Consider the following 20,589-nt stretch of genomic DNA (forward strand, 5'->3'; position numbering starts at 1 on the left):
CAGTAAAAAAAGCTTACAAATTACTTCTACAAGATGACTTAGTAACAAGCGTTCCTATTTCAAAACGTAGTTATGTTTTGAGCCGCTATATGACAGGTGGGATACTCATTATTATTGGTATCATACCTACTTTGCTGATCTTTTTATTAAAATATATATTTGGTCAAAGAGTTGTGCCATCATTTGTGATAGAAGGGATTAGTTTAGCTGTTTTACTTAGTCTAATCGTTTTAGCGATTGCTATTCCTTTATTTTACAAATATTCACCTGAAGTAGCTAGAACGTATTTTCTAATTGGTATTTTTATTGTTGGGTTTGGTTTACCTTTTCTTTTTAGTCAATTAAACTTATCTATTCATTTATCTTTAGTTAATCTATTTATTTTTCTGATTGTGATTGCTATAGTAGCTTTATTATTATCAATTAAGATATTCTCTAAAAAAATACTGTTAAATTAACCAAAATTTATAAAAACAAACCTTTTTATAATTTCGGATTTAACGACTAAAAAGAATTAATTAAAGAGAAAAAAGGGTGTAGAGTAATAGGTGGATATATAATAAAAATATTTCAAATGGGGGCAACATTATGTATAGAAGTAATGGAAACTATGAAGCATTTGCAAGACCGGTGAAACCAGAAAGAACAGATAAAATTTCAAACGTTTATTTAGTTGGTTCAGGACTAGCATCATTAGCCACTGCAGCCTTTTTAATTCGAGATGGACAAGTTCCTGGTAACAGAATTACTATTTTAGAAGAACTAGCAATTGCTGGTGGATCTTTAGATGGTCTTGATAAACCTGAGTATGGTTTTGTTATTCGCGGGGGACGTGAGATGGAGAGCCATTTCGAATGTCTATGGGACCTATACCGTTCAATTCCTTCACTAGAAATTGAAGATGCATCTGTATTAGATGAGTTTTACTGGTTAAATAAAGAAGATCCAAATTCTTCTCATTGCCGTATTATTCATGAACAAGGTAAACAATTACCAACAGATGGTGAGTTTTTATTATCGGAGCAAGCAATTAAAGAAATTATGAATTTATGTATGATGCAAGAAGATGAGTTACAAGACAAACGTATTGATGAAGTCTTTACAGACGATTTCTTTGCATCTAATTTCTGGACGTACTGGTGTACTATGTTTGCCTTTGAAAACTGGCATTCAGCTATGGAGATGCGTCGCTATCTAATGCGTTTTGTTCACGCTATTGATGGACTAGCAGATTTCTCTGCATTGAAATTTACTAAATATAATCAATACGAATCATTAGTATTACCACTAGTTAAATATTTACATGATAAAGGTGTTCAAATTCAATATGATACAAAAGTTAAAAATGTGATTATTGAATCTGAAGATGGTGAAAAAGTAGCGAAAGAACTTCAATTAGTAGTTGAGGGACAAGATTCAGTTGTTGAATTACAAGAAGATGACTTAGTTTTCATCACAAATGGTTCTATTACTGAAAGTTCTACTTATGGTCACCAAAACCAATCAGCACCTGTGTCTAAAGAGTTAGGTGGTAGCTGGAACTTATGGAAAAACTTATCAGAACAAGACCCAGCATTTGGTCGTCCTGAGAAATTCTGTGAAAATCTTCCAGATGAAAGCTGGTTTGTATCAGCAACAATCACAACATTAGATGATAAAATTGCACCATACATTGAAAAAATTAGTAAACGTGATCCATACGCTGGTAAAGTTGTAACTGGTGGTATCGTATATGCTCAAGACTCTAACTGGAGACAAAGTTATACAATTAACCGTCAACCTCACTTTAAACTACAACCTAAAGATGAGTTAGTTATTTGGTTCTATGCTCTATCTTCTAACAAAGATGGTAACTATGTTAACAAACCAATCGTTGAGTGTACAGGTGAAGAGATTGCTAAAGAATGGTTATATCATATTGGTGTACCAGTTGATCAAATTGATGATTTAGCTAAAAACTCTGTAAGTGTGGTACCTGTTTATATGCCGTTTATTACCTCTTACTTTATGCCACGTGCAAATGGTGACCGTCCATTAGTTGTTCCAGAAGGTGCTAAAAACTTTGCCTTTATAGGTAACTTTGCTGAAACTGAGCGTGATACAGTATTCACTACTGAATATTCAGTAAGAACTGCTATGGAAGCTGTTTATACATTATTAGATGTAGACCGTGGTGTACCAGAAGTATTCGCTTCAGCTTATGATATTCGTGAGCTACTAAAAGCAGCATACTGGATGAATGATAAAAAAGGTTTGAAAGATATTAAAGTACCTTGGACAACTCGCATGATTGAAAAATATGAGTTGAAAAAATACGAAGGAACATTTGCAGAACAACTATTAGAAGAAAATCATTTAATTTAATTAAAAATGGTGAATATAAAAGCTAGAAAATTGGGCTCTTCGTCAAATGATGTGGATGAGTAAAATTAAGTGAATTTAGGCAGCAGAAACCGAATGGTTTTTGCTGCTTTTTTGTTTGTCTTTAAAATTAAGTAAAATTCTGTATTTATAGTTCTGAAAATTTCTATAGCCGTAAGCTATTCGTTTGATTAATTTAATTTTGTTTATGGAACCTTCTAAACAACCATTTGAATAAGCGTATTTAAAGGTGTTTTCAATTCTTGGTAAATGCTTCTTTAGTGTTCGAATCGAGGTTTTCATTGGAATAGAGATATCTTCGTTAGCTAATAATAATAGATCAGAAAAAGTGTCAAAATCATTGTTTTTACTACAGTATAATAGTTCTTGATAAAGTTTATAAGTTTCTGATAACTCTTTGTTTAAGCTAAGTAAATAATCCATGACATCTGTTTCAGGTAAAATACTCTTAAATAAACGCTGATAACGATAATCTGTATAATTCAATTCATTAGAATCTTTTAAAAAGAGTTTCCAATATTTTTTTAGTTTTCGATAATTTTTCATGTCAGTTACATTCGATGTGCGATAACGATTCATCGTCTTAATTCTAGTTATGTTTAAAGAACGACTGATAAGTTGAACTAAGTGAAAGCGATCAATAATCACCTCAGCATTAGGAAATAGCCTTTTGGCTAATTTAAAATAGGCTGCATTCATATCAACGACAATTGTTTTTACTTGGCGACGAACCTTTAGAGAGTACTTAAGAAAGTGTTTCTCTAGTGTTAGCTTTTTATTATCAATGAGAATATCGATAATTTGGTGTGTAGAGGAATCAGAGTAAATAAAACTGTACTTGCCACTATTGTTTTTAACCGAAGTAAATTCATCAAAACAAAGGTTTTGAGGTAAATATAAAAATTGATTAGATAAGTCTTTACCACCAGATACTAAAATTCTATTAATCGTTGTTGATGAAACAAAATGTCTTTTAGCTAAATCTTTAAACGAGATCGCATCACTTAACTCAATAAGAATTGATTGCTTCACTCTTTTAGCGATAAAACAATGTTTCTCAATTTCTGAAGATTCAGCTAGAAAAGAGGAGTCACAATGACGACAAAGGAATCTCTGTTTCTTTAATAAAAGATAGGTTGGGTAGTGAGCCACACTTAACCACTTTATTCGAGAAGAAATAAACCCATTTTTCACAATAGAAAATTGTTCATTTTTAATGCCACAACAAGGACAAGCCGAAGGAGTGTAAGTAAGAATACCTTTATAAATCTTGGATCTTATCCCTTTAATAAGCTGTTCCTCACAAAAAATAGAATCGAAATAAATATTTTTATCTTTTAAATCTAGCGATAGTCGAATACAATGGTTATGGGACATACGAATCTTCCTTTCTAAAATTTGGTTTGGTCACTTTAATTTTAACGGGAAAGTTCGTATGTTTCTATTATTTTGAAAAAAAATAGATGCGAATGAATTTCTTCATCCACATCAAAAATTATACAACCGAAAATTGTTGATTAACAGTTTTCTAGCTTTTTTGTGGTTAGATTAGGTTATGATATGCAAATAAAAGTCAGTTTTTAAATTGTAAAAACTTTTATAATTCCTTTATGATGGAGTTATAAATTCTTATTTGTTTATGAAAGGTTGTAAGTGATATGACAACAAATCAGATTGAGACAAAAAATATGAACTTTAAAAGTTGTTTTGATATTATTGGGCCAATTATGATAGGACCATCAAGTTCACACACAGCAGGCGCCATAGGGATTGGTTTTTTGGCACATAAATTATTTCAAGGCAAACCAACAAATGCTACTGTGAAGTATTATGAATCATTTGCAGAAACTCATAAAGGGCATGGTACAGATTATGCTATTGCGAGTGGTATTTTAGGTTTTTCAACAGATGACGTGCGGGTACCAGCTGCTCTTGATATTTTAAAAGAAGAGAATATAGTGATTGAATTTATTGAAATACCTCATGCAAGTCCAGTTGGACACCCTAATACAGCCTGCATTACATTAAGTAATGAGCATGAAAGAATACATGTGACAGGTATTTCTATTGGTGGTGGCTTAATTGAAGTAAAAGAGATTCAAATAGCTGGATTTGATATTAAGCCACAAGGTAGTTTACCAATAATTTTGGTTATCTACCCAAAAGATGCCACTCTTGTTGAAGGTGACATTGATCAGATATTAGAAAGTAGTCTAGTGAAAATAAATGCTAAGCATGTTTTTAAAGCAAAGCATTCCGTATTATTAGAATATGACTTGGACACTGAACTACCCAAGCAGGTGAGGAAGCAATTGGGTGATTATTGTCAAGACTATCAGTTCATTTTATTGTAAAAAGTAAAATTAATTATTATGATTATCAAATATTGAGTTATTATAGGTACCTATTGACCAATAGGTATAGCCCATCAGTTTATTGTAAAAAAAAATGAAAATAATAAGAAAAATATATATTGTAAACTGAATACAATCCAAATTTAGAGTGAGACAGAAGATATTTGGTGAAAAAATAATTATTTTTTTATGAAAAATGTTAAAGATATCTCACTTGTATTTTTATTGTGTTATAATACTTTCAGTTTATTGGTCTATAAATAAGTGGGGGAGGGTATATTGATGAAAGAAAAAAAGAATGAGAAATCTAAAAAAGAAAATATTTGGGGTATGTTTATTCTAAAAACTGCCTTTTATACGGCTGTTTTGTTAGTTTTAATTTATCTCTATCAATATAGTCAAGTTGGTGGCGGCTCATTTATTTATAATCAATTTTAGAATTGGAGCTTATTATGAAAGACAATCGTATTATTAAAACTATTCAAGAGACTGCATTACATCAAGGTGATACTTTATGCTTTGATGATTTAAATAAATCGATGAGTTATTTAGAGCTAGAAAACAAATCAAATGCATTGGCTCAATATTTAGAAGAGAATTTTCCAAATAAACAACCTATCATTGTTTATGGAGGACAAGAAGCTTTTATGTTAGTTGCTTTTTTAGCCTGTACCAAATCAGGGCATGCTTATGTTCCAATAGATGATCATACGCCAAAAGAGAGAGTCAGCATGATTTACTCAGAAGCAGATAGTACCTGTGTATTAGCCTTATCAGACTGGCCTCTAGCTCATGGTGTGGTACATAATAGGTCAGAAATTTTATTAAAAAGTGAAAGTGGTAAACAGCCTTCTTTTAAACATTGTGTATCTGGTGATGATATCTATTATATTATTTTTACATCAGGAACAACTGGAAAACCAAAAGGGGTACAGATTACTTATAATAATCTAATTAGCTTTATAGATTGGATGCTTTTAGATTTTGGCTTAAAGCCTAAACAACGCTTTTTATGTCAAGCACCTTTTTCATTTGATTTATCTGTGATGGATGTTTATCCGGCTTTGCTTTTACAGGGTACTTTAGTATCTATGCCAAAACAAATGACGGAAAACTTTCCGTTATTATTTCAGTCTATCCCTAACATGTTATTAAATGTCTGGGTCTCGACACCATCCTTAGTAGAGATGTGCTTACTTAGTCCAGATTTTAATGAAGAAGTGTTACCTGATTTGAAAACTTTTCTATTTTGCGGGGAAGAGCTTCCTAAAAAAGTGGCAGAGAAATTAGTGGAACGTTTTTCCAAGGCAACTATTTTTAATACATATGGTCCTACTGAAACAACGGTGGCCATTACTGAAGTGAAACTAACGTCAGAAATATTAGCCAATTATGATAGAGTACCACTTGGGAAAGTTAAGAGTGATACTAATATTTTTATATTGGATGACTCAAATAACATATTAAATCACGGAGAAATAGGGGAGATTATTATCGCTGGACCAAGTGTTTCTCCTGGTTATTTTGAAAATCCAGAAAAAACTGAAGAAGCTTTCTTTATGTTTAATAATCAGCCTGCATATCGTACAGGCGATTCTGGCTTACTGGAAGATGGTTACCTATTTTATAAGGGGCGTATGGATTTTCAAATCAAATTAAATGGCTTTAGAATGGAGTTGGGTGATATTGATAATCACTTAACGGAGTTACCTGGGGTTAGACTAGCTTGTACAGTTCCTAAGATGAATAAACTAGGTAAAGTCAATCAACTAGTTGCCTATATTGTGTTAGAAGAAAAAGTACTTGACGCAGTTGGAAAGACAAAAGAATTAAAAGCTGACCTAAAAGAGTTAGTCATGGATTACATGATTCCCCAACGTTTTGTTTACGTTGAAGAGTTACCATTGACACCAAATGGAAAAGTAGATAGGAAGTTTTTAATCAATGAGGTGAATGGATGATTGAGAAGTTAATGGATTACATTCCTTATCTAACACCTTACGAAACACCTTTTTATTTTATTTTAATTGGCTTGTTTTTTATACCATCAATTATTTTATCTCTTCGTGGCAAACGAAGTATGTGGTACCAAAACTTTTTAACTATTTTGTTTTTATGGATTAGTTTTGCTGGACCTAATATGGGGCAAGGAATGGCTTTAATTATCTATATTGTTTGGCAACTATTATTAACCATTATATATTTTAAATATAGGCAAAAAAATAATAAAAGTGGCTGGTTTTATTTGGCTGTCTTTTTGAATATTTTACCGATGATTATTATTAAAGTTAGTCCATTTTTAGGCCATCAATCTGCTTTAGCTTTTTTAGGTTATTCTTATTTAACATTTAAAGCAGTTCAAGTGGTGATGGAAATTAGGGACGGGATTATTAAAGAGTTTAAACCGACTTACTACATTCAGTTTTTAATCTTTTTTCCAACGATTTCATCAGGACCAATTGATAGATATAGAAGGTTTTTAAATGATTACTTAAATCCTCCTGATCAAGATAAATATGTTGGGTTACTTGGTAAGGGAATTCAGTCTATATTTCTTGGGTTTTTATATAAATTTATTATAGGCTATGTACTAAGTACACACTTATTGACTTACGTAGAAGGAGTTGCCCTAGGTGGTAGTCATCCTATATGGGGTGTTATAGGCTACATGTATGTTTATAGCATGTACTTATTTTTTGATTTTGCAGGCTATAGTTTATTTGCAGTAGGAGTTAGCTACCTACTAGGTTACGAAACACCAATCAACTTTAATAAGCCTTTTTCAAGCCCGAATATCAAAGAATTTTGGAACCGTTGGAACATGACTCTTTCTTTTTGGTTTAGAGATTACGTTTATATGAGATTGATGTTTACTCTATTAAAGAAAAAAGTATTTAAAAGTCGTGTTGTAGCAAGTAATGTCGGTTATTTTGCACTGTTTTTCTTAATGGGAATTTGGCATGGGTTAACATGGTATTATATCGTGTATGGCTTGTATCACGCTTTACTAATTTGTACGAATGATGCTTGGTTACGTTATAAGAAGAAAAATAAGGAACACCTCCCAAGTAACAAATGGACAAAAGCATTGGCTATATTTATAACCTTCAATGCTGTTTGTTTTAGTTTTTTAATTTTTTCAGGATTTTTTGATGTCTTGATTAAACATTATTTATAATAAATAGGAGATGACTAGTATGAATATAAAAGAAACGGTATTAGAAATTATTGAAGACTTAACAGGGACTGATTATACAGACCAATTAGATACAGATCTTTATGAGGATGGAACTCTTGATTCTATGGCAACTGTCCAAATGTTAGTAGAAATCGATGGTCAATTAGGTATTACAGTACCTGTATCTGAATATGAAAGAAGTGAATGGGCGACACCTGCCATGATTATCACACAGGTTGAAGCATTACAATCATGACATTTAAGAAAAAAGTATTTTTAGCGATTGGACCATTTCTAACAGCTTTGTTAATCATTGTTTTGTTGTTTTTTTCGCCTATTAATATAATTCAACAACCATCTGAAAAAGAAATACATCAAGCAGCTTCATCAATGTCGGCTAATATGTTACGTGGGGTTGATATGAAACGACAAGCAGCAGAATCGGGTGAGTATTTACCTTTTTTTGGTTCCTCAGAACTAAGTCGTGTCAATCCTTTTCACCCATCTGTTTTAGCCGAAAAGTATGATAGAGAGTATGAACCTTATCTTTTAGGAGCGCCTGGAACCCAATCTTTAACCCATTTTTTTATGCTGAATTCTTTAGGCTCATCTATGGAAGGAAGGAAAATTGTTTTTATTATTTCACCACAGTGGTTTGTTAAAAAAGGTGTCTCTGAAGCGATGTTTTCTCACTTTTATTCCCCAACAGCGACATATGATTGGTTAGTCCATTTAAATGGTAATGATGAGACTAGCCGGTACGTTGCTAATCGTTTATTAGAATTTGATAATGTTCAATCTGATGGACAAATGAGACGTTTATTAAAAAAAGTGAGCCAAGGAGATAACTTGACTTCTTTTGAAAAAGAGCGAGCAAAATTAAAATTACGATCGCTTGAGAGAGTGGATTTGTTATTTGGAAAAACAGGGTTTCAGTCAAAAAGTGAGAAAATCACAAAACAAACTAAAAAGTTACCGTCTACTTATAATTTTTCAGAGTTAGATGCCCTAGCTATTACAACTGGTGAAGAAAAAACCAATAATAATGAGTTTAGAATTTCTAATAACTTTTACACAAAGCGCCTAGCACCTTCTAAAGAGAGGTTAAAAGGCTCACAAAAGAAATTTGACTACACCGTTTCACCTGAATTTAGTGATTTTCAATCATTTTTAGAGCTATTAGCTAAATATAACATTGACGCTATGTTTATGATTCCACCAGTAAATGAGTTGTGGTCAGACTACACAGGTCTTTCAACTAAAATGTTGGATGAGTTTTCAAGAAAAGTAACCTATCAACTAGAATCTCAAGGATTTACTAATATTGTTGATTTTACTGAAAAACGTTCTGAGCCATATTTTATGGAAGATACTATTCATATTGGTTGGCGAGGTTGGCTTGAGATGGATACTAAATTACAAGAATTTTTAACATCAAATAAAAAGCCAGAATATCATATAAATCCAGAATTGTTTTATAGTGAAGCATGGCAGAAGAAAAAGTATTGATTAAGGTCAATACTTTTTTTTGTTAAATTTTAGTAGAGATGTGGTTATATTTATATCATATTCACATAAAACTCCTTAATATTTGCGCCTAATCAGAAAGAACTATACATTTTAAGTTATATTTTTAACATAAAATAATAAAAGATAAATATAGGGAGAGATTATATGCAGAAAAAATCAAATGTTCATTTTAATCGTCATTTATTAGTCGCAACACTTGTGATAGGAAGTTTTTGTACGGTTTTAAACCAGACATTACTAACAACAGCTTATCCAGACTTAATGAAAGACTTTTCCGTATCAACTGCTACTGTCCAGTGGTTAACTACTGGATTTTTATTAGTTAATGGTATTATGATTCCAATTAGTGCTTATTTTATGAATAATATATCTACTAAGAAATTATATATGGCAGCGATGTTTACCTTTTTATTAGGAACGATTATCTGTTTCATGGCACCGACATTTAATTTATTACTAACAGGTAGAGTCGTTCAAGCGATGGGTGTTGGTATTTCACTACCACTATTACAAACTATCATGTTAACGATTTATCCAGAAGACGAGCGTGGGAAAGCTTTAGGGATTACAGGTATTGTAGTTGGATTGGCACCTGCCGTTGGCCCAACACTTTCTGGTTGGATTATCGACCAATATAGTTGGCGCTATTTATTTGCTATTTTAATTCCAATTGTTATTATTGTTTTAATTATGTCAATGGTATTTATGAAAGATGTTCTCCCTTTAAATTCATCTAAAATGGACTGGCCATCACCGATCTTATCAACTTTAGGATTTGGTGGCTTATTATATGGCTTTTCTATTGTAGGAAATAGGGGTTGGGGAAATCCAGTTGTTATCACTTCTTTAGTTTTAGGTGTTATTTTAGTTTACGTTTTTGGTAAACGCCAATTAGCATTAAAAAATCCGTTTTTACAAATTAAAGTATTTGAATCAAGAATCTTTTTAAGAACAGCTATTTTAAGTGGTGTGGTAAATATGGCCATGGTTGGAGCGGAAATGGTTTTACCTTTATACATCCAGGACGTCAGACACTTATCACCATTTCATTCTGGCTTAGTGCTATTGCCTGGTGCTTTATTGTTAGGTATTATGATGCCAATTACTGGTAGTTTATTCGATAAATTTGGAGCTAAATATTTAGCTATTATTGGAATGTCTCTTTTAACAGTAGGAACGCTTGCTTTATGTACATTGACAGAGACAACAGCAATTAATTTTATTATTGTCGTGTATGCTATTAGGATGTTAGGCGTATCAATGGTGATGATGCCTGTTACCACTGCAGGAATGAATTCTTTACCAGATAGTTTATTAAGTCATGGTACAGCAGTTAATAATACTGTTCGTCAGCTATTTAGCTCGATTGGAACAGCTATCTTAGTTAGCTTTTTAACACAAACAACACTACGTCATATGCCAGCTAAATCTGAAATGACAACTTCTCCAACTGAGTATAAAACAAAAGCTCTTCAAGCAACTCTTGATGGATATAACACAGCTTTTATAGTTGCTAGTGTCTTTTGTGTGATTGGTTTAATCATGGCCTTCTTCTTAAAAGGAAATAAACCAAAACAAGATAAAGGATTACATGTTTAATAAGCAATATGAAAGATTAGTGTGATACTAATCTTTTTTTGTTTGATTCTCTGAGTCAAAATTTTTAACCTTACAAAAAGTAAGTGTTAAGGTAATCTTGTCATTAACAAATAGGAGGAAATAACACATGATGAAAATTGGAATTATTTTAGGTAGTACAAGAGAAGGTAGAGTTAGCCCACAAGTTGGAGAGTACATCAAACAAATTGGAGATAAACGTGAAGATGCCTCTTTTGAAATTGTAGATATTGCTGATTATAACTTACCATTTTTAGGTACAGGACCAGCAAATCAAGCATGGAACGATAAAATTAATGAATTAGATGGTTATGTGTTTATTGTTCAAGAATACAATCATGGTTTGTCTGCAGCTCTTAAAAATGCGATTGATAGTGCTAGACAAGAGTGGTTTAATAAAGCAGCTGGTATTGTTAGTTATGGTTCAGGTGGTGGTATTCGTGCTGCTGAGCAAGTACGTACGATTATGGCAGAACAATCTGTTGCAACAGTAAGAACACACCCTGCATTTAACTTATTTACTGATTTTGAAAACATGTCAGTCTTTAAACCAGGTGCTCATATGGAAAAAGGTGTTGAGGACATGTTAGATGAATTAATGTTATGGAGCAAAGCTTTTAAAACAATTAGACCATAAAAAATAACAGGATTAATAAAATAGAAACTAACACTTAAGTCAGTTTCTGATATAGATTTTGAGATAACAACTATTTAGGTTGTTATCTTTTTTTTGTTTAACATGTTGACATGCTAAAAAGGAGAATAACTGGTTGCGTCAAGAATTATGTGTAAATGGAAAATCCATTCCATTTTTTTAAGTTAAAACATTGATTCTAATGTATCTTGTATTTCCTTAAATCCTTTATGTACTCTGCCTAAAAATTTTTGGTTATATTCATTGAACTGAGAAACAAGGAATCTCTCCAGAGATTCTTCATTAGGAAATTGTTCTTTTCTCTTTGTATATTTTTTTAACTGTTTATTAAATCCCTCAATCAAGTTAGTTGAGTAGATAGTTCTTCTGATTGATGGTGGGAAGTTATAGAAAGTTAATATAGCAGGATTCAAGAGTAATTTAACTACTCGTGGATACTGCTTTTTCCATTTATCTATCATAAAACTTATTTGATTCATAGCTTCTTCTTTTGAAGCTGCTTGATAAACCAATTTGAAATCATTACAGACTTCTTGTCGATCACTAACACGAACCTTATGAGCAATATTTCTAGAGATATGGACACAACATTGTTGAAATTGAGCATTTGGATAGACACTATGGATACTATCGTGAATACCACTTAAACCATCAGTTACAACTAATAAAACCTCTTCTAAACCACGATCTTTTAAATCTTGAAGTATCTCTTTCCAAACATAAGCAGATTCGGTTGGAGCAATAGTAAATCCTAGAACCTCTTTGGTTCCATCCAATCGAATGCCTATCACAATATAAACGGCTTCTTTTGATACGGTTTGTCTCTTTAAAGGAATATGAGTAGCATCCATAAAAATGACTGAGTATTTAGCTTCTAAAGTTCTTTCTTTAAAAGCCAAAACATCTTCAGATACGATTTTACTCATGTTTGAAATAGTTTGTGGTGTGTAATAATGACCATACATTTTTTCAATTAGATCAGAGATTTCAGACATAGTGATCCCTTTTTTAAATAGCTGAATAATAGTAGTTTCTAAGGAATCATTGGTTCTTTTATAGGCTGGTAATGTTTGTTGGGAAAATTCTCCATTTCTATCTCTAGGAATCACCAAATTTAATTCTCCATATTCTGTTTTAAATGAACGTGAGTAATTCCCATTGCGGGAATTTCCTGAATTAAATCCAGCTCTATCATACTTTTCGTAGTCAAGAAACGCTGTTAATTCAGCCTGTAATAATGAGTTGATAGCGAGTTCTAAATGACGACGAAATAAATCATCTAAATCACCTTTATTAATTAGTGTTTCCATTATTTCTGTAGTAAAATGAGTCATGAGAAAGTCCTCCTATAAAATTTCTGTGTCGTAACTTTAATTTTACAGAATGGACTTTCTCTTTTTCTACCCTAAATTTCTATTTACACAAAATATTTTACCCTATCGTTTTTTTTCGTTACGAATATATAATTTGTTGCCTAATAACTTTAGTTTGTTTCTTAAAAAAAATTTTAAACAAAGATATAATAGGAATGTAAACGATTGAGAGGGGGATGACATGTGAGTAAAAAGTTTAAAAAATTTTGGTCAGATGTTGTTAAATTTAAAGCACTAATATTTATGGCCCTACCTGGTATGATATGGTTTATCTTTTTCTTCTACATTCCAGTATTAGCTAATGTGGTTGCATTTAAAGATTTTAGAATATCACCAGATGGTTTTTTTGCAAGCTTGAGACAAAGTGAATGGGTAGGATTTGAAAACTTCAAGTTCTTATTTGCTTCAAATGATGCTTGGCTTATTACACGAAACACACTAGTTTATAACATTGTATTCTTAGCATTTAATTTATTTTTTGCTATTGCATTTGCTATTATTATGAGTGAGTTACGTAACAAAAAAGCAGTGAAGGTCTATCACACGATGTCTTTACTACCATACTTCTTATCATGGGTAGTTATTTCGTACTTTGTTTATGCCTTTTTAAGTCCTGATAAAGGGATTTTAAATCATTTGCTTGTATCAAACGGGGGACAGTCAATTAATTGGTATGCTGATCCTAAATGGTGGCCTTTGATTTTTGTTATCTTAAATGTTTGGAAGAGTCTTGGTTATAACAGTATTATCTACTATGCATCAGTTATGGGAATAGATCCTACATATTATGAGGCAGCTATGGTGGATGGTGCTAGTAAGTGGCAACAAATTAAGAACGTGACAATTCCACAAATTATTCCAATGATGAGTGTCTTATTAATCTTGAATATTGGTGGTATCTTTAGAGCTGACTTTGGTATGTTCTACTCAGTTCCAATGAACTCAGGAGCACTTTATCAAGTAACGTCAGTATTAGATACATATATCTATAATGGTATGACAGCAACAGGTGATATTGGTATGAGTGCTGCGGCTAGTTTGTATCAATCAGCTGTAGGTAGTATTTTATTACTTGGTGCCAATGCTATTGTTAGAAAATTAGATCCAGATTCAGCATTATTTTAATAGGAGGTGTCACAGTTGAGTGAAAAGAAAAAAGTAAAAAAAGTTGAAATACGTGCCTTTAGTCCAGGTGTGGATTTATTCTTTAGTATCGTTGTGGCCCTGTTTGCCATTTCATGTATCATTCCTTTTATCTTTGTTATTATTATCTCTTTAACAAGCGAAGGATCACTGGCAAATAATGGATATAGTTTCTGGCCAGAAGCTTGGTCATTTGAAGCATATAGATATATCTTCTCAGGACAAATGTCACAAAAAATTATTCGTGCCTTTGGTGTGACAATCTTAGTCACTGTACTGGGTACATTATTAAATTCAACAATCACAAGTTTGTATGCTTATGCGATTTCAAGAAGTAATTTTCCATTTAGAAGATTCTTCACAATATTCGCTTTGATTACGATGTTATTTGTACCAGGTATGGTAGCAAACTACTTAGTGATGACAAACTTACTACAGTTAAAAGATACAATTTGGGCACTTATTTTACCACTTGCCTTAGGACCTTTTAATATTTTAGTAATGAGAACATTCTTTAGAAAAAATGTTCCAGATAGTATTATCGAGTCAGCACGTATTGATGGTGCTAGTGAAATGAAAATCTTCATCAGAATTGTATTACCACTTGCCGTACCTGGTATTGCAACAATTAGTTTATTTGCGGCTTTAGGATATTGGAATGATTGGTTTAATGCCCTACTTTACATTCAAAATGATAATTTAGTGCCATTACAATACCTATTAATGAAAATCCAAAATAACTTGGATTACTTAGCACAAAATGCTGGTATGAGTGCTCAAATGGCTGGTGGTCTTGCTGCCTTACCAAATGAATCAGCTCGTATGGCAATCGTCGTGATTTCAACTTTACCAATTGCTATAACATATCCATTTTTTCAAAAGTACTTCGTTGGCGGTCTAACAATTGGTGGCGTGAAAGAATAAAATTGATTTAGGGGGAATATCTTGTGAACAAATTTAAAAAAACATTATTAGTAGCGGGAGCAGCATTAGCATTAGTTGGTTTAACTGCCTGTGGTGGTGGCGACAAAAAAGCTGATGGTGATAAAGCTGGAGATAAATCAGGAGATGTAACAAAATTATTAATGTATCAAATTGGTGATAAGCCTGAAAATTACGATACATTAATGGATATTGCAAATAAACAAATTAAAGAAGAAATTAATGCAGAAATTGATTTACAATACATCGGCTGGGGCGATTGGGAAAAGAAAATGAGTACGATTATCGCTTCTGGTGAAAACTATGATATCGCCTTTACAGGTGGAACTTATGTAACAGATGCTCAAAAAGGAGCTTACACTGATCTAACTGAAATGGCACCTAAATATGCTAAAAATGCTTATGATCAATTAGATGAGGCTTATATCACAGGTAATCTGGTTGATGGTAAACTTTATGCCTTCCCAGTAAATGGTAACGTATATGGTCAACAAGTGTTAACATTTAACAAACAATACTTAGATAAATATGATTTAAAAGTCGATGATATTAAATCATATGCAGATGCAGAAGATGTATTGAAAAAATTCCATGAAAAAGAACCAAATATTGCAGCTTTTGCAGTAGGACAATCATTTATCGTTTCTGGTAACTACGATTACCCATTAGGAAAAAATAGCCCATTTGCAGTAAAAACAGATGGTGATAATAATGCACCAAAAATTATTAATCAATATGATGATGAAGATTTTATTGCAAATTTAGAGTTAATGCATAAATGGTATCAAGATGGATTAATTCCAACAGATGCTGCCACAAATACAACTGGCTTCCCATTAGATGGTAATACTTGGTTAATGCGTGAAGAAACACAAGGACCTATGGATTATGGTGATACTATTTTAACAAATGCTGCAGGTCAACCATTAGTTTCAGCAGCAATCACTATTCCACTAAAAACTACAGCACAAGCTCAAATGGCTAACTTTGCTGTATCTAATGTTTCTAAAAACAAAGAAAAATCTGTTGAGTTCTTAGGTTTATTAAATAGTAATGCTGAATTATTAAATGGTTTAGTATGGGGTGTTGAAGGCGAAGCTTGGGAAAAAGTTAGCGATAACCGTATTAAATTATTAGATGGCTACAAACCAAATACTCATATGGCTGCTTGGAACACTGGTAATAATATGATTTTATACACACAAGATACATTACCTGAAGAAAAAATTAAAGAACGTGATGAAAGCATTAAAACTGCTGAAACATCACCAATTCTTGGATTTAACTTCAATACAAGCTCTGTTAAAACTGAGTTAACAAATATTGCAAACGTGATGAACCGTTACCAAGCAAGTTTAAATACAGGTACTGTTGATCCTAAAAACACTCTACCAAAATTAAACGACGATCTTAAAAAAGCTGGTTGGGATAAAGTTCAAGAAGAGATGCAAAAACAATTGGATGAGTTTGTCAAAACGAAATAATTAAAAAATAAAGTCAACTAAAAAATGGATATGATAAAGAAAAGACTGAGACATAATAAAAATGTCTCAGTCTTTTCAATTAGTGCTTATTTTTTCATGGAAAAAGTAGTATGATGATGAATGAGTTTAATGAAAGAATAGGAGAGTCAACATGATTGATAAAGGATTTAAAGGTGTATGGTTAATAGTTAAATTGAATTTATTATTTGTACTTTTTACATTGTGCGGTTTAGTAGTATTTGGTATAGGGGCAGCCCTTCAGATGACCAGCGACTTATTTCAAGAATCAGAGCTTGATTATAGAAAAGTAACTTTTCAAAAAGCCTGGTTATCATTTAAAACTAATTTCTTAAGAAGTAATGGTTTATTTTGGCTATATAACGGTGTAGCTTTGTTATTAGGTTATAATTTATATTTATCTGTGCAACTAACGGGGATTGTCTGGATTATTATTAATTTTATTTTAATTGCAGCAACATTGTTCATTTTTATAGCGTATCAGTACGTATTAGTTTATACAACAAACTATGATATTCCAGTATCTCAACTGATTAAGTTATCATTTATCAGTATCTTTTTAAGTTTTGGTTCATTTTTAAAATTAATCTTTGGTTTTGTAGTGATAATGATCATTAGTTGGTTGATGAAAGGTTTATTTTTATTTGCTACAGTGAGTTTGATGATAGCTTGGGACAACATTGCAACGAAACAAAACCGTGATTTTGTTGACAAAAGGTTGACGGTAGATGAAGAATAAAGTAAAAACTTTTTTTTCTAAAAATATTTTAATTTCTCAGTTAATGCAAATTTATAGTTTACTTTTAATTGTTGTCATTTCTATAATGGTACTAGGATATAGTATGCTTGTGATAAAAAAAACTCAAGATGATGCGTATAGCACAGTGGATAATATGTCTCAGCAAATCGCCTCATCAGTTCAAACCAATGACAGTGTATTATCTAATGTTGTCTGGAATTTAGCAACGACTCAAAATCATTTTGAAAACATGCGAAATTATATGTTATTACCTCCTCAAGAATATTTTGAGTATTCACTTAAAAATTGGCAGCAAGGTGATAATAATGAACTATTTCCTGATATTTTAAGTAGTATTTTTTATAGTTTTCCTACAATTTCTACAATTGATATTTATTTAGATGAGGTCAATAGATATTTACATGTGGACCGTGAAAAAACCAACGGCATATTTGAGTATGGTAAGCCAGTAGTCACAGATGAGCTGATCTTGATACGTTCGATTCAAATTCCAAATACGATGGAAACAGTTGGGCAAATTAATATTACGTTTGATAATTCGGTGATGTTAAATGATTTGAATCATGGTTTTCCGGCAAGTGCTTTGATGTTTGATTCTAATAGGCGTTTACTTTATAGTAAAGATGGTTATATGAATCAAAAAGAGCTAACTGAGATTACAAATACTTACCGAAATAGTGGGATTCTACCGTTAAAGGCGATTGAAAAGAAATTTATTGTGAGACATCACGTTATTAAAGGTATCACCATCCTTGTTTTAATAGATAAATCAGAGGTTCACAGAGATATCATTAGGCAACTTCTACCTGTTTTTTTTGTAGGAATTTTAGTAACCATTATCTTATTGATTGGTTTAGAGAAAATATTTAGAAGTTATTCAAAACAAGTAGCAGTTATAGTGGATGTTACAGAAGAAGTTAGTCAAGGAAACTTAGTGGCTCAAATTGATACAAGTGACATGCGTATGGAATTATATGATTTATCTATGGCAATCAATCAAATGATTCAGAGTTTAAATCAATACATTGAAGATGTATACACGCTAGAAGTAAAACAACGTGATGCCCATATGAGAGCTTTGCAGTCACAAATTAACCCACATTTTATGTATAACACATTAGAGTATATTAGAATGTATGCTATTAGCCAAGGGCAAGACGAGTTAGCTGATGTGGTATTTGCTTTTTCATCTTTACTTAGAAATAATATTAATCAGGCAAAAACAATTAGTTTAGAAGATGAACTGAAATTTTGTGAGAAATATGTGTATCTATATCAAATGAGGTATCCTGATAGTATCGCTTATCATTTTGAGGTAGATGAGAATTTAGAAAACTTTACGGCACCTAAGTTTATGATTCAGCCATTAATAGAAAATTATTTTATTCATGGTATGGATCACGGGCGAGGGGATAATGCTATTAGCGTTAAAGCAAAGAGAGTTAAAAATCAGATTCAAATTATGATAAAAGATAATGGTAAGGGAATAGATGAAGGTCGTTTGCAAGATATTAAGAAGAGTTTGGAAGATTCCAAAGTTGGTTTAGGAGAATCTGTTGGTGTAAACAATGTTTATGAGCGGATTAAAAGCTACTTTGGAGAGCAAGCTATGTTTGTTATTGAATCAGATGGTAGCAGTGGTACGATTATTACAATCACTATATTCCAAGAGGAGGAGAATGAGTGAGTTATTCGGTTCTTTTAGTTGACGATGAATATATGATATTAGAGGGATTAAAACGAATTATTCCTTGGGAAGATTTAGGGTTTGAAGTTGTTCATACAGCCAGGCGAGGGGCTGATGCTTTATCATTTTTAGATGAGCATCCTGTTGATTTACTGATTACAGATGTCAGTATGCCAGGTATGACTGGTGTTGCCATGTTACGTGAGTTAAAGAGTAAAAAAATAGATATCAAGACAATGATATTATCTGGTTATCAAGAGTTTGAGTATGTAAAAGAAGGTATTGAACTAGGAATTAAAGGTTATTTATTAAAACCAGTTGATAAAGATGAGTTGAAAAAGAAAGTCTTAGAGATTCGGCAAACATTAGATGATGAAAAAAAAGAGCAAAGCAAAGAACAATTGTATAATGAAATGATCTTAGTTAGATGGTTAAATGATGAGTTAAATGAGGCAGAATATTTAGATTTTATTGAGCATTTTGATTTGGAAGGTGACACTATTTTTTCTGTCATTGTACTAGCTCACAATATATACACTGAAGAAGCTCTTACTTATAGTATAAATTGTCAGCAAGAATTAACTTTAATTCAAGAAGAGAACAACTTATTTTATACAACTATCATTTATCATGGACTAAAGACAGAACTCAATCCCTTTATTACAGGGTTAAAAGAATTGATGGGAAATCAAGATTATCAATTAGCTGTAGGTGAGGCTGTATCTGATTGGGATAATGTGTATGAAAGTTATGAGCAAGCAATGTCAACTCTTAACTTCTCAGTTTTTTATGGTGATGCAATCTCAATTGAGGAATCTCTTGATTTTCTTCAAACAGCAGCTGATTCTAGTTTTGAATTTATTTCATTTAACAAAGCCTTGATGGTTGGTGATTTAGATGATATTTTATCGAACTTACATGAAATATTTAAGCAAATGGCAGAACTTCATTTTTCACCTGATAGTGTCCGTCATATTGTCTTTTTACTGTTTACAGATATTTACCGAGAATACCCGTCCTTAAATGTTGATATCTATGATGAAACCTTAAAGAGAATTCAAAATTCTAAAAATATTCAAGAGCTTGAAACGTGGTTGAATCATGTCTTAGTGACAAGTCATGAACAACCTGATACACCAAAACGTTATTCAGAGATTGTTCAACAGGCTTTGGATACAATAGATAAAGACTATCAAGATAACTTAACCTTAAAACATTTATCTGAGGAGTTACATGTTAATTCTGTTTATTTAGGACAGTTATTTAAAAAAGAAACAGGTAGAAGTTTTGCTCAAATGTTAAATCAAATGCGTATTAAAAAATCACAAGATTTATTAATGAATAGTCATTTAACAGTCAATGAGATAGCATATGAGATTGGCTATAACAATACAACTTATTTTACTAAAATGTTTCGTAAATTAAATGCTATAACCCCTAAAGAGTACCGAGATAAATATAGTTAA

The 20,589-nt window shown here is 31.9% G+C and carries 18 protein-coding genes; 16 read left to right on the forward strand and 2 right to left on the reverse strand.

The window, feature by feature from the left end:
- Nucleotides 1-77: 77 nt before the first annotated feature.
- Nucleotides 78-458 (forward strand): ABC-2 transporter permease, encoded by a 381-nt coding sequence (locus tag VSF34_RS02750; RefSeq protein ID WP_326717568.1) that lies wholly within the window; start codon nucleotides 78-80, stop codon nucleotides 456-458.
- Nucleotides 459-588: 130 nt separating this feature from the next.
- On the forward strand, nucleotides 589-2,364 hold the full coding sequence (locus tag VSF34_RS02755; protein WP_326717569.1) for an oleate hydratase: 1,776 nt from the start codon (nucleotides 589-591) through the stop codon (nucleotides 2,362-2,364).
- A gap of 75 nt (nucleotides 2,365-2,439) precedes the next feature.
- Here the strand turns inward: VSF34_RS02755 and VSF34_RS02760 are convergent, their stop codons facing one another.
- The gene (locus tag VSF34_RS02760) at nucleotides 2,440-3,759 is read right to left on the reverse strand and encodes an ISL3 family transposase (RefSeq protein WP_326717570.1); all 1,320 of its coding nucleotides are present in this window, start codon (nucleotides 3,757-3,759) and stop codon (nucleotides 2,440-2,442) included.
- Between the two features lie 281 nt (nucleotides 3,760-4,040).
- Between VSF34_RS02760 and sdaAB the strand changes: the two genes are divergently transcribed.
- The 8 genes from sdaAB (at nucleotide 4,041) to VSF34_RS02800 (ending at nucleotide 11,698) form a co-directional block, all read left to right on the forward strand.
- Complete coding sequence (gene sdaAB, locus VSF34_RS02765) at nucleotides 4,041-4,736, forward strand: L-serine ammonia-lyase, iron-sulfur-dependent subunit beta (protein WP_326717571.1); 696 nt, start codon at nucleotides 4,041-4,043, stop codon at nucleotides 4,734-4,736.
- A 282-nt stretch (nucleotides 4,737-5,018) separates the two neighbouring features.
- Nucleotides 5,019-5,174 (forward strand): teichoic acid D-Ala incorporation-associated protein DltX, encoded by a 156-nt coding sequence (locus VSF34_RS02770; RefSeq protein ID WP_326717572.1) that lies wholly within the window; start codon nucleotides 5,019-5,021, stop codon nucleotides 5,172-5,174.
- 14 nt (nucleotides 5,175-5,188) lie between these two features.
- On the forward strand, nucleotides 5,189-6,697 hold the full coding sequence (gene dltA / locus VSF34_RS02775; protein WP_326717573.1) for a D-alanine--poly(phosphoribitol) ligase subunit DltA: 1,509 nt from the start codon (nucleotides 5,189-5,191) through the stop codon (nucleotides 6,695-6,697).
- An 11-nt stretch (nucleotides 6,698-6,708) separates the two neighbouring features.
- Nucleotides 6,709-7,914 (forward strand): D-alanyl-lipoteichoic acid biosynthesis protein DltB, encoded by a 1,206-nt coding sequence (gene dltB / locus VSF34_RS02780; protein WP_326718004.1) that lies wholly within the window; start codon nucleotides 6,709-6,711, stop codon nucleotides 7,912-7,914.
- Nucleotides 7,915-7,933: 19 nt separating this feature from the next.
- The gene (gene dltC / locus VSF34_RS02785; protein ID WP_326717574.1) at nucleotides 7,934-8,170 is read left to right on the forward strand and encodes a D-alanine--poly(phosphoribitol) ligase subunit DltC; all 237 of its coding nucleotides are present in this window, start codon (nucleotides 7,934-7,936) and stop codon (nucleotides 8,168-8,170) included.
- Nucleotides 8,167-9,423 (forward strand): D-alanyl-lipoteichoic acid biosynthesis protein DltD, encoded by a 1,257-nt coding sequence (gene dltD, locus VSF34_RS02790; RefSeq protein WP_326717575.1) that lies wholly within the window; start codon nucleotides 8,167-8,169, stop codon nucleotides 9,421-9,423. The genes dltC and dltD overlap by 4 nt, the downstream gene beginning before the upstream one ends.
- Nucleotides 9,424-9,588: 165 nt before the next feature.
- Nucleotides 9,589-11,043 (forward strand): MDR family MFS transporter, encoded by a 1,455-nt coding sequence (locus VSF34_RS02795; RefSeq protein ID WP_326717576.1) that lies wholly within the window; start codon nucleotides 9,589-9,591, stop codon nucleotides 11,041-11,043.
- 130 nt (nucleotides 11,044-11,173) lie between these two features.
- A complete protein-coding gene (locus VSF34_RS02800) occupies nucleotides 11,174-11,698 on the forward strand; it encodes an NADPH-dependent FMN reductase (RefSeq protein WP_326718005.1) in 525 nt (174 codons plus the stop codon).
- 182 nt (nucleotides 11,699-11,880) lie between these two features.
- Here VSF34_RS02800 and VSF34_RS02805 read toward each other — a convergent pair whose 3' ends face one another.
- Nucleotides 11,881-13,050, reverse strand: a complete 1,170-nt coding sequence (locus VSF34_RS02805) for an IS256 family transposase (protein ID WP_326716335.1) — start codon at nucleotides 13,048-13,050, stop codon at nucleotides 11,881-11,883.
- A gap of 282 nt (nucleotides 13,051-13,332) precedes the next feature.
- On the opposite strand from VSF34_RS02805, the gene VSF34_RS02810 reads away from it, so the two are divergent.
- The 6 genes from VSF34_RS02810 (at nucleotide 13,333) to VSF34_RS02835 (ending at nucleotide 20,589) form a co-directional block, all read left to right on the forward strand.
- Nucleotides 13,333-14,214, forward strand: coding sequence for an ABC transporter permease (locus tag VSF34_RS02810; protein ID WP_326718006.1), 882 nt, complete (start codon nucleotides 13,333-13,335; stop codon nucleotides 14,212-14,214).
- A 15-nt stretch (nucleotides 14,215-14,229) separates the two neighbouring features.
- Nucleotides 14,230-15,156, forward strand: a complete 927-nt coding sequence (locus VSF34_RS02815) for a carbohydrate ABC transporter permease (protein ID WP_326717577.1) — start codon at nucleotides 14,230-14,232, stop codon at nucleotides 15,154-15,156.
- A gap of 23 nt (nucleotides 15,157-15,179) precedes the next feature.
- Nucleotides 15,180-16,658, forward strand: a complete 1,479-nt coding sequence (locus VSF34_RS02820) for an ABC transporter substrate-binding protein (protein WP_326717578.1) — start codon at nucleotides 15,180-15,182, stop codon at nucleotides 16,656-16,658.
- 151 nt (nucleotides 16,659-16,809) lie between these two features.
- Nucleotides 16,810-17,415 carry a YesL family protein gene (locus VSF34_RS02825; RefSeq protein ID WP_326717579.1) on the forward strand — a complete coding sequence of 202 codons (606 nt, stop codon included), beginning with the start codon at nucleotides 16,810-16,812 and terminating at the stop codon, nucleotides 17,413-17,415.
- Complete coding sequence (locus VSF34_RS02830) at nucleotides 17,405-19,123, forward strand: sensor histidine kinase (protein ID WP_326717580.1); 1,719 nt, start codon at nucleotides 17,405-17,407, stop codon at nucleotides 19,121-19,123. Before VSF34_RS02825 ends, VSF34_RS02830 begins: the two co-directional genes overlap by 11 nt.
- Entirely contained in the window at nucleotides 19,120-20,589 is a 1,470-nt protein-coding gene (locus VSF34_RS02835; protein ID WP_326717581.1) for a response regulator transcription factor, read from the forward strand. Before VSF34_RS02830 ends, VSF34_RS02835 begins: the two co-directional genes overlap by 4 nt.

The organism is Vagococcus jeotgali (assembly GCF_035918315.1).
In the GTDB taxonomy this organism is placed as follows: Bacteria; Bacillota; Bacilli; order Lactobacillales; family Vagococcaceae; genus Vagococcus; species Vagococcus jeotgali.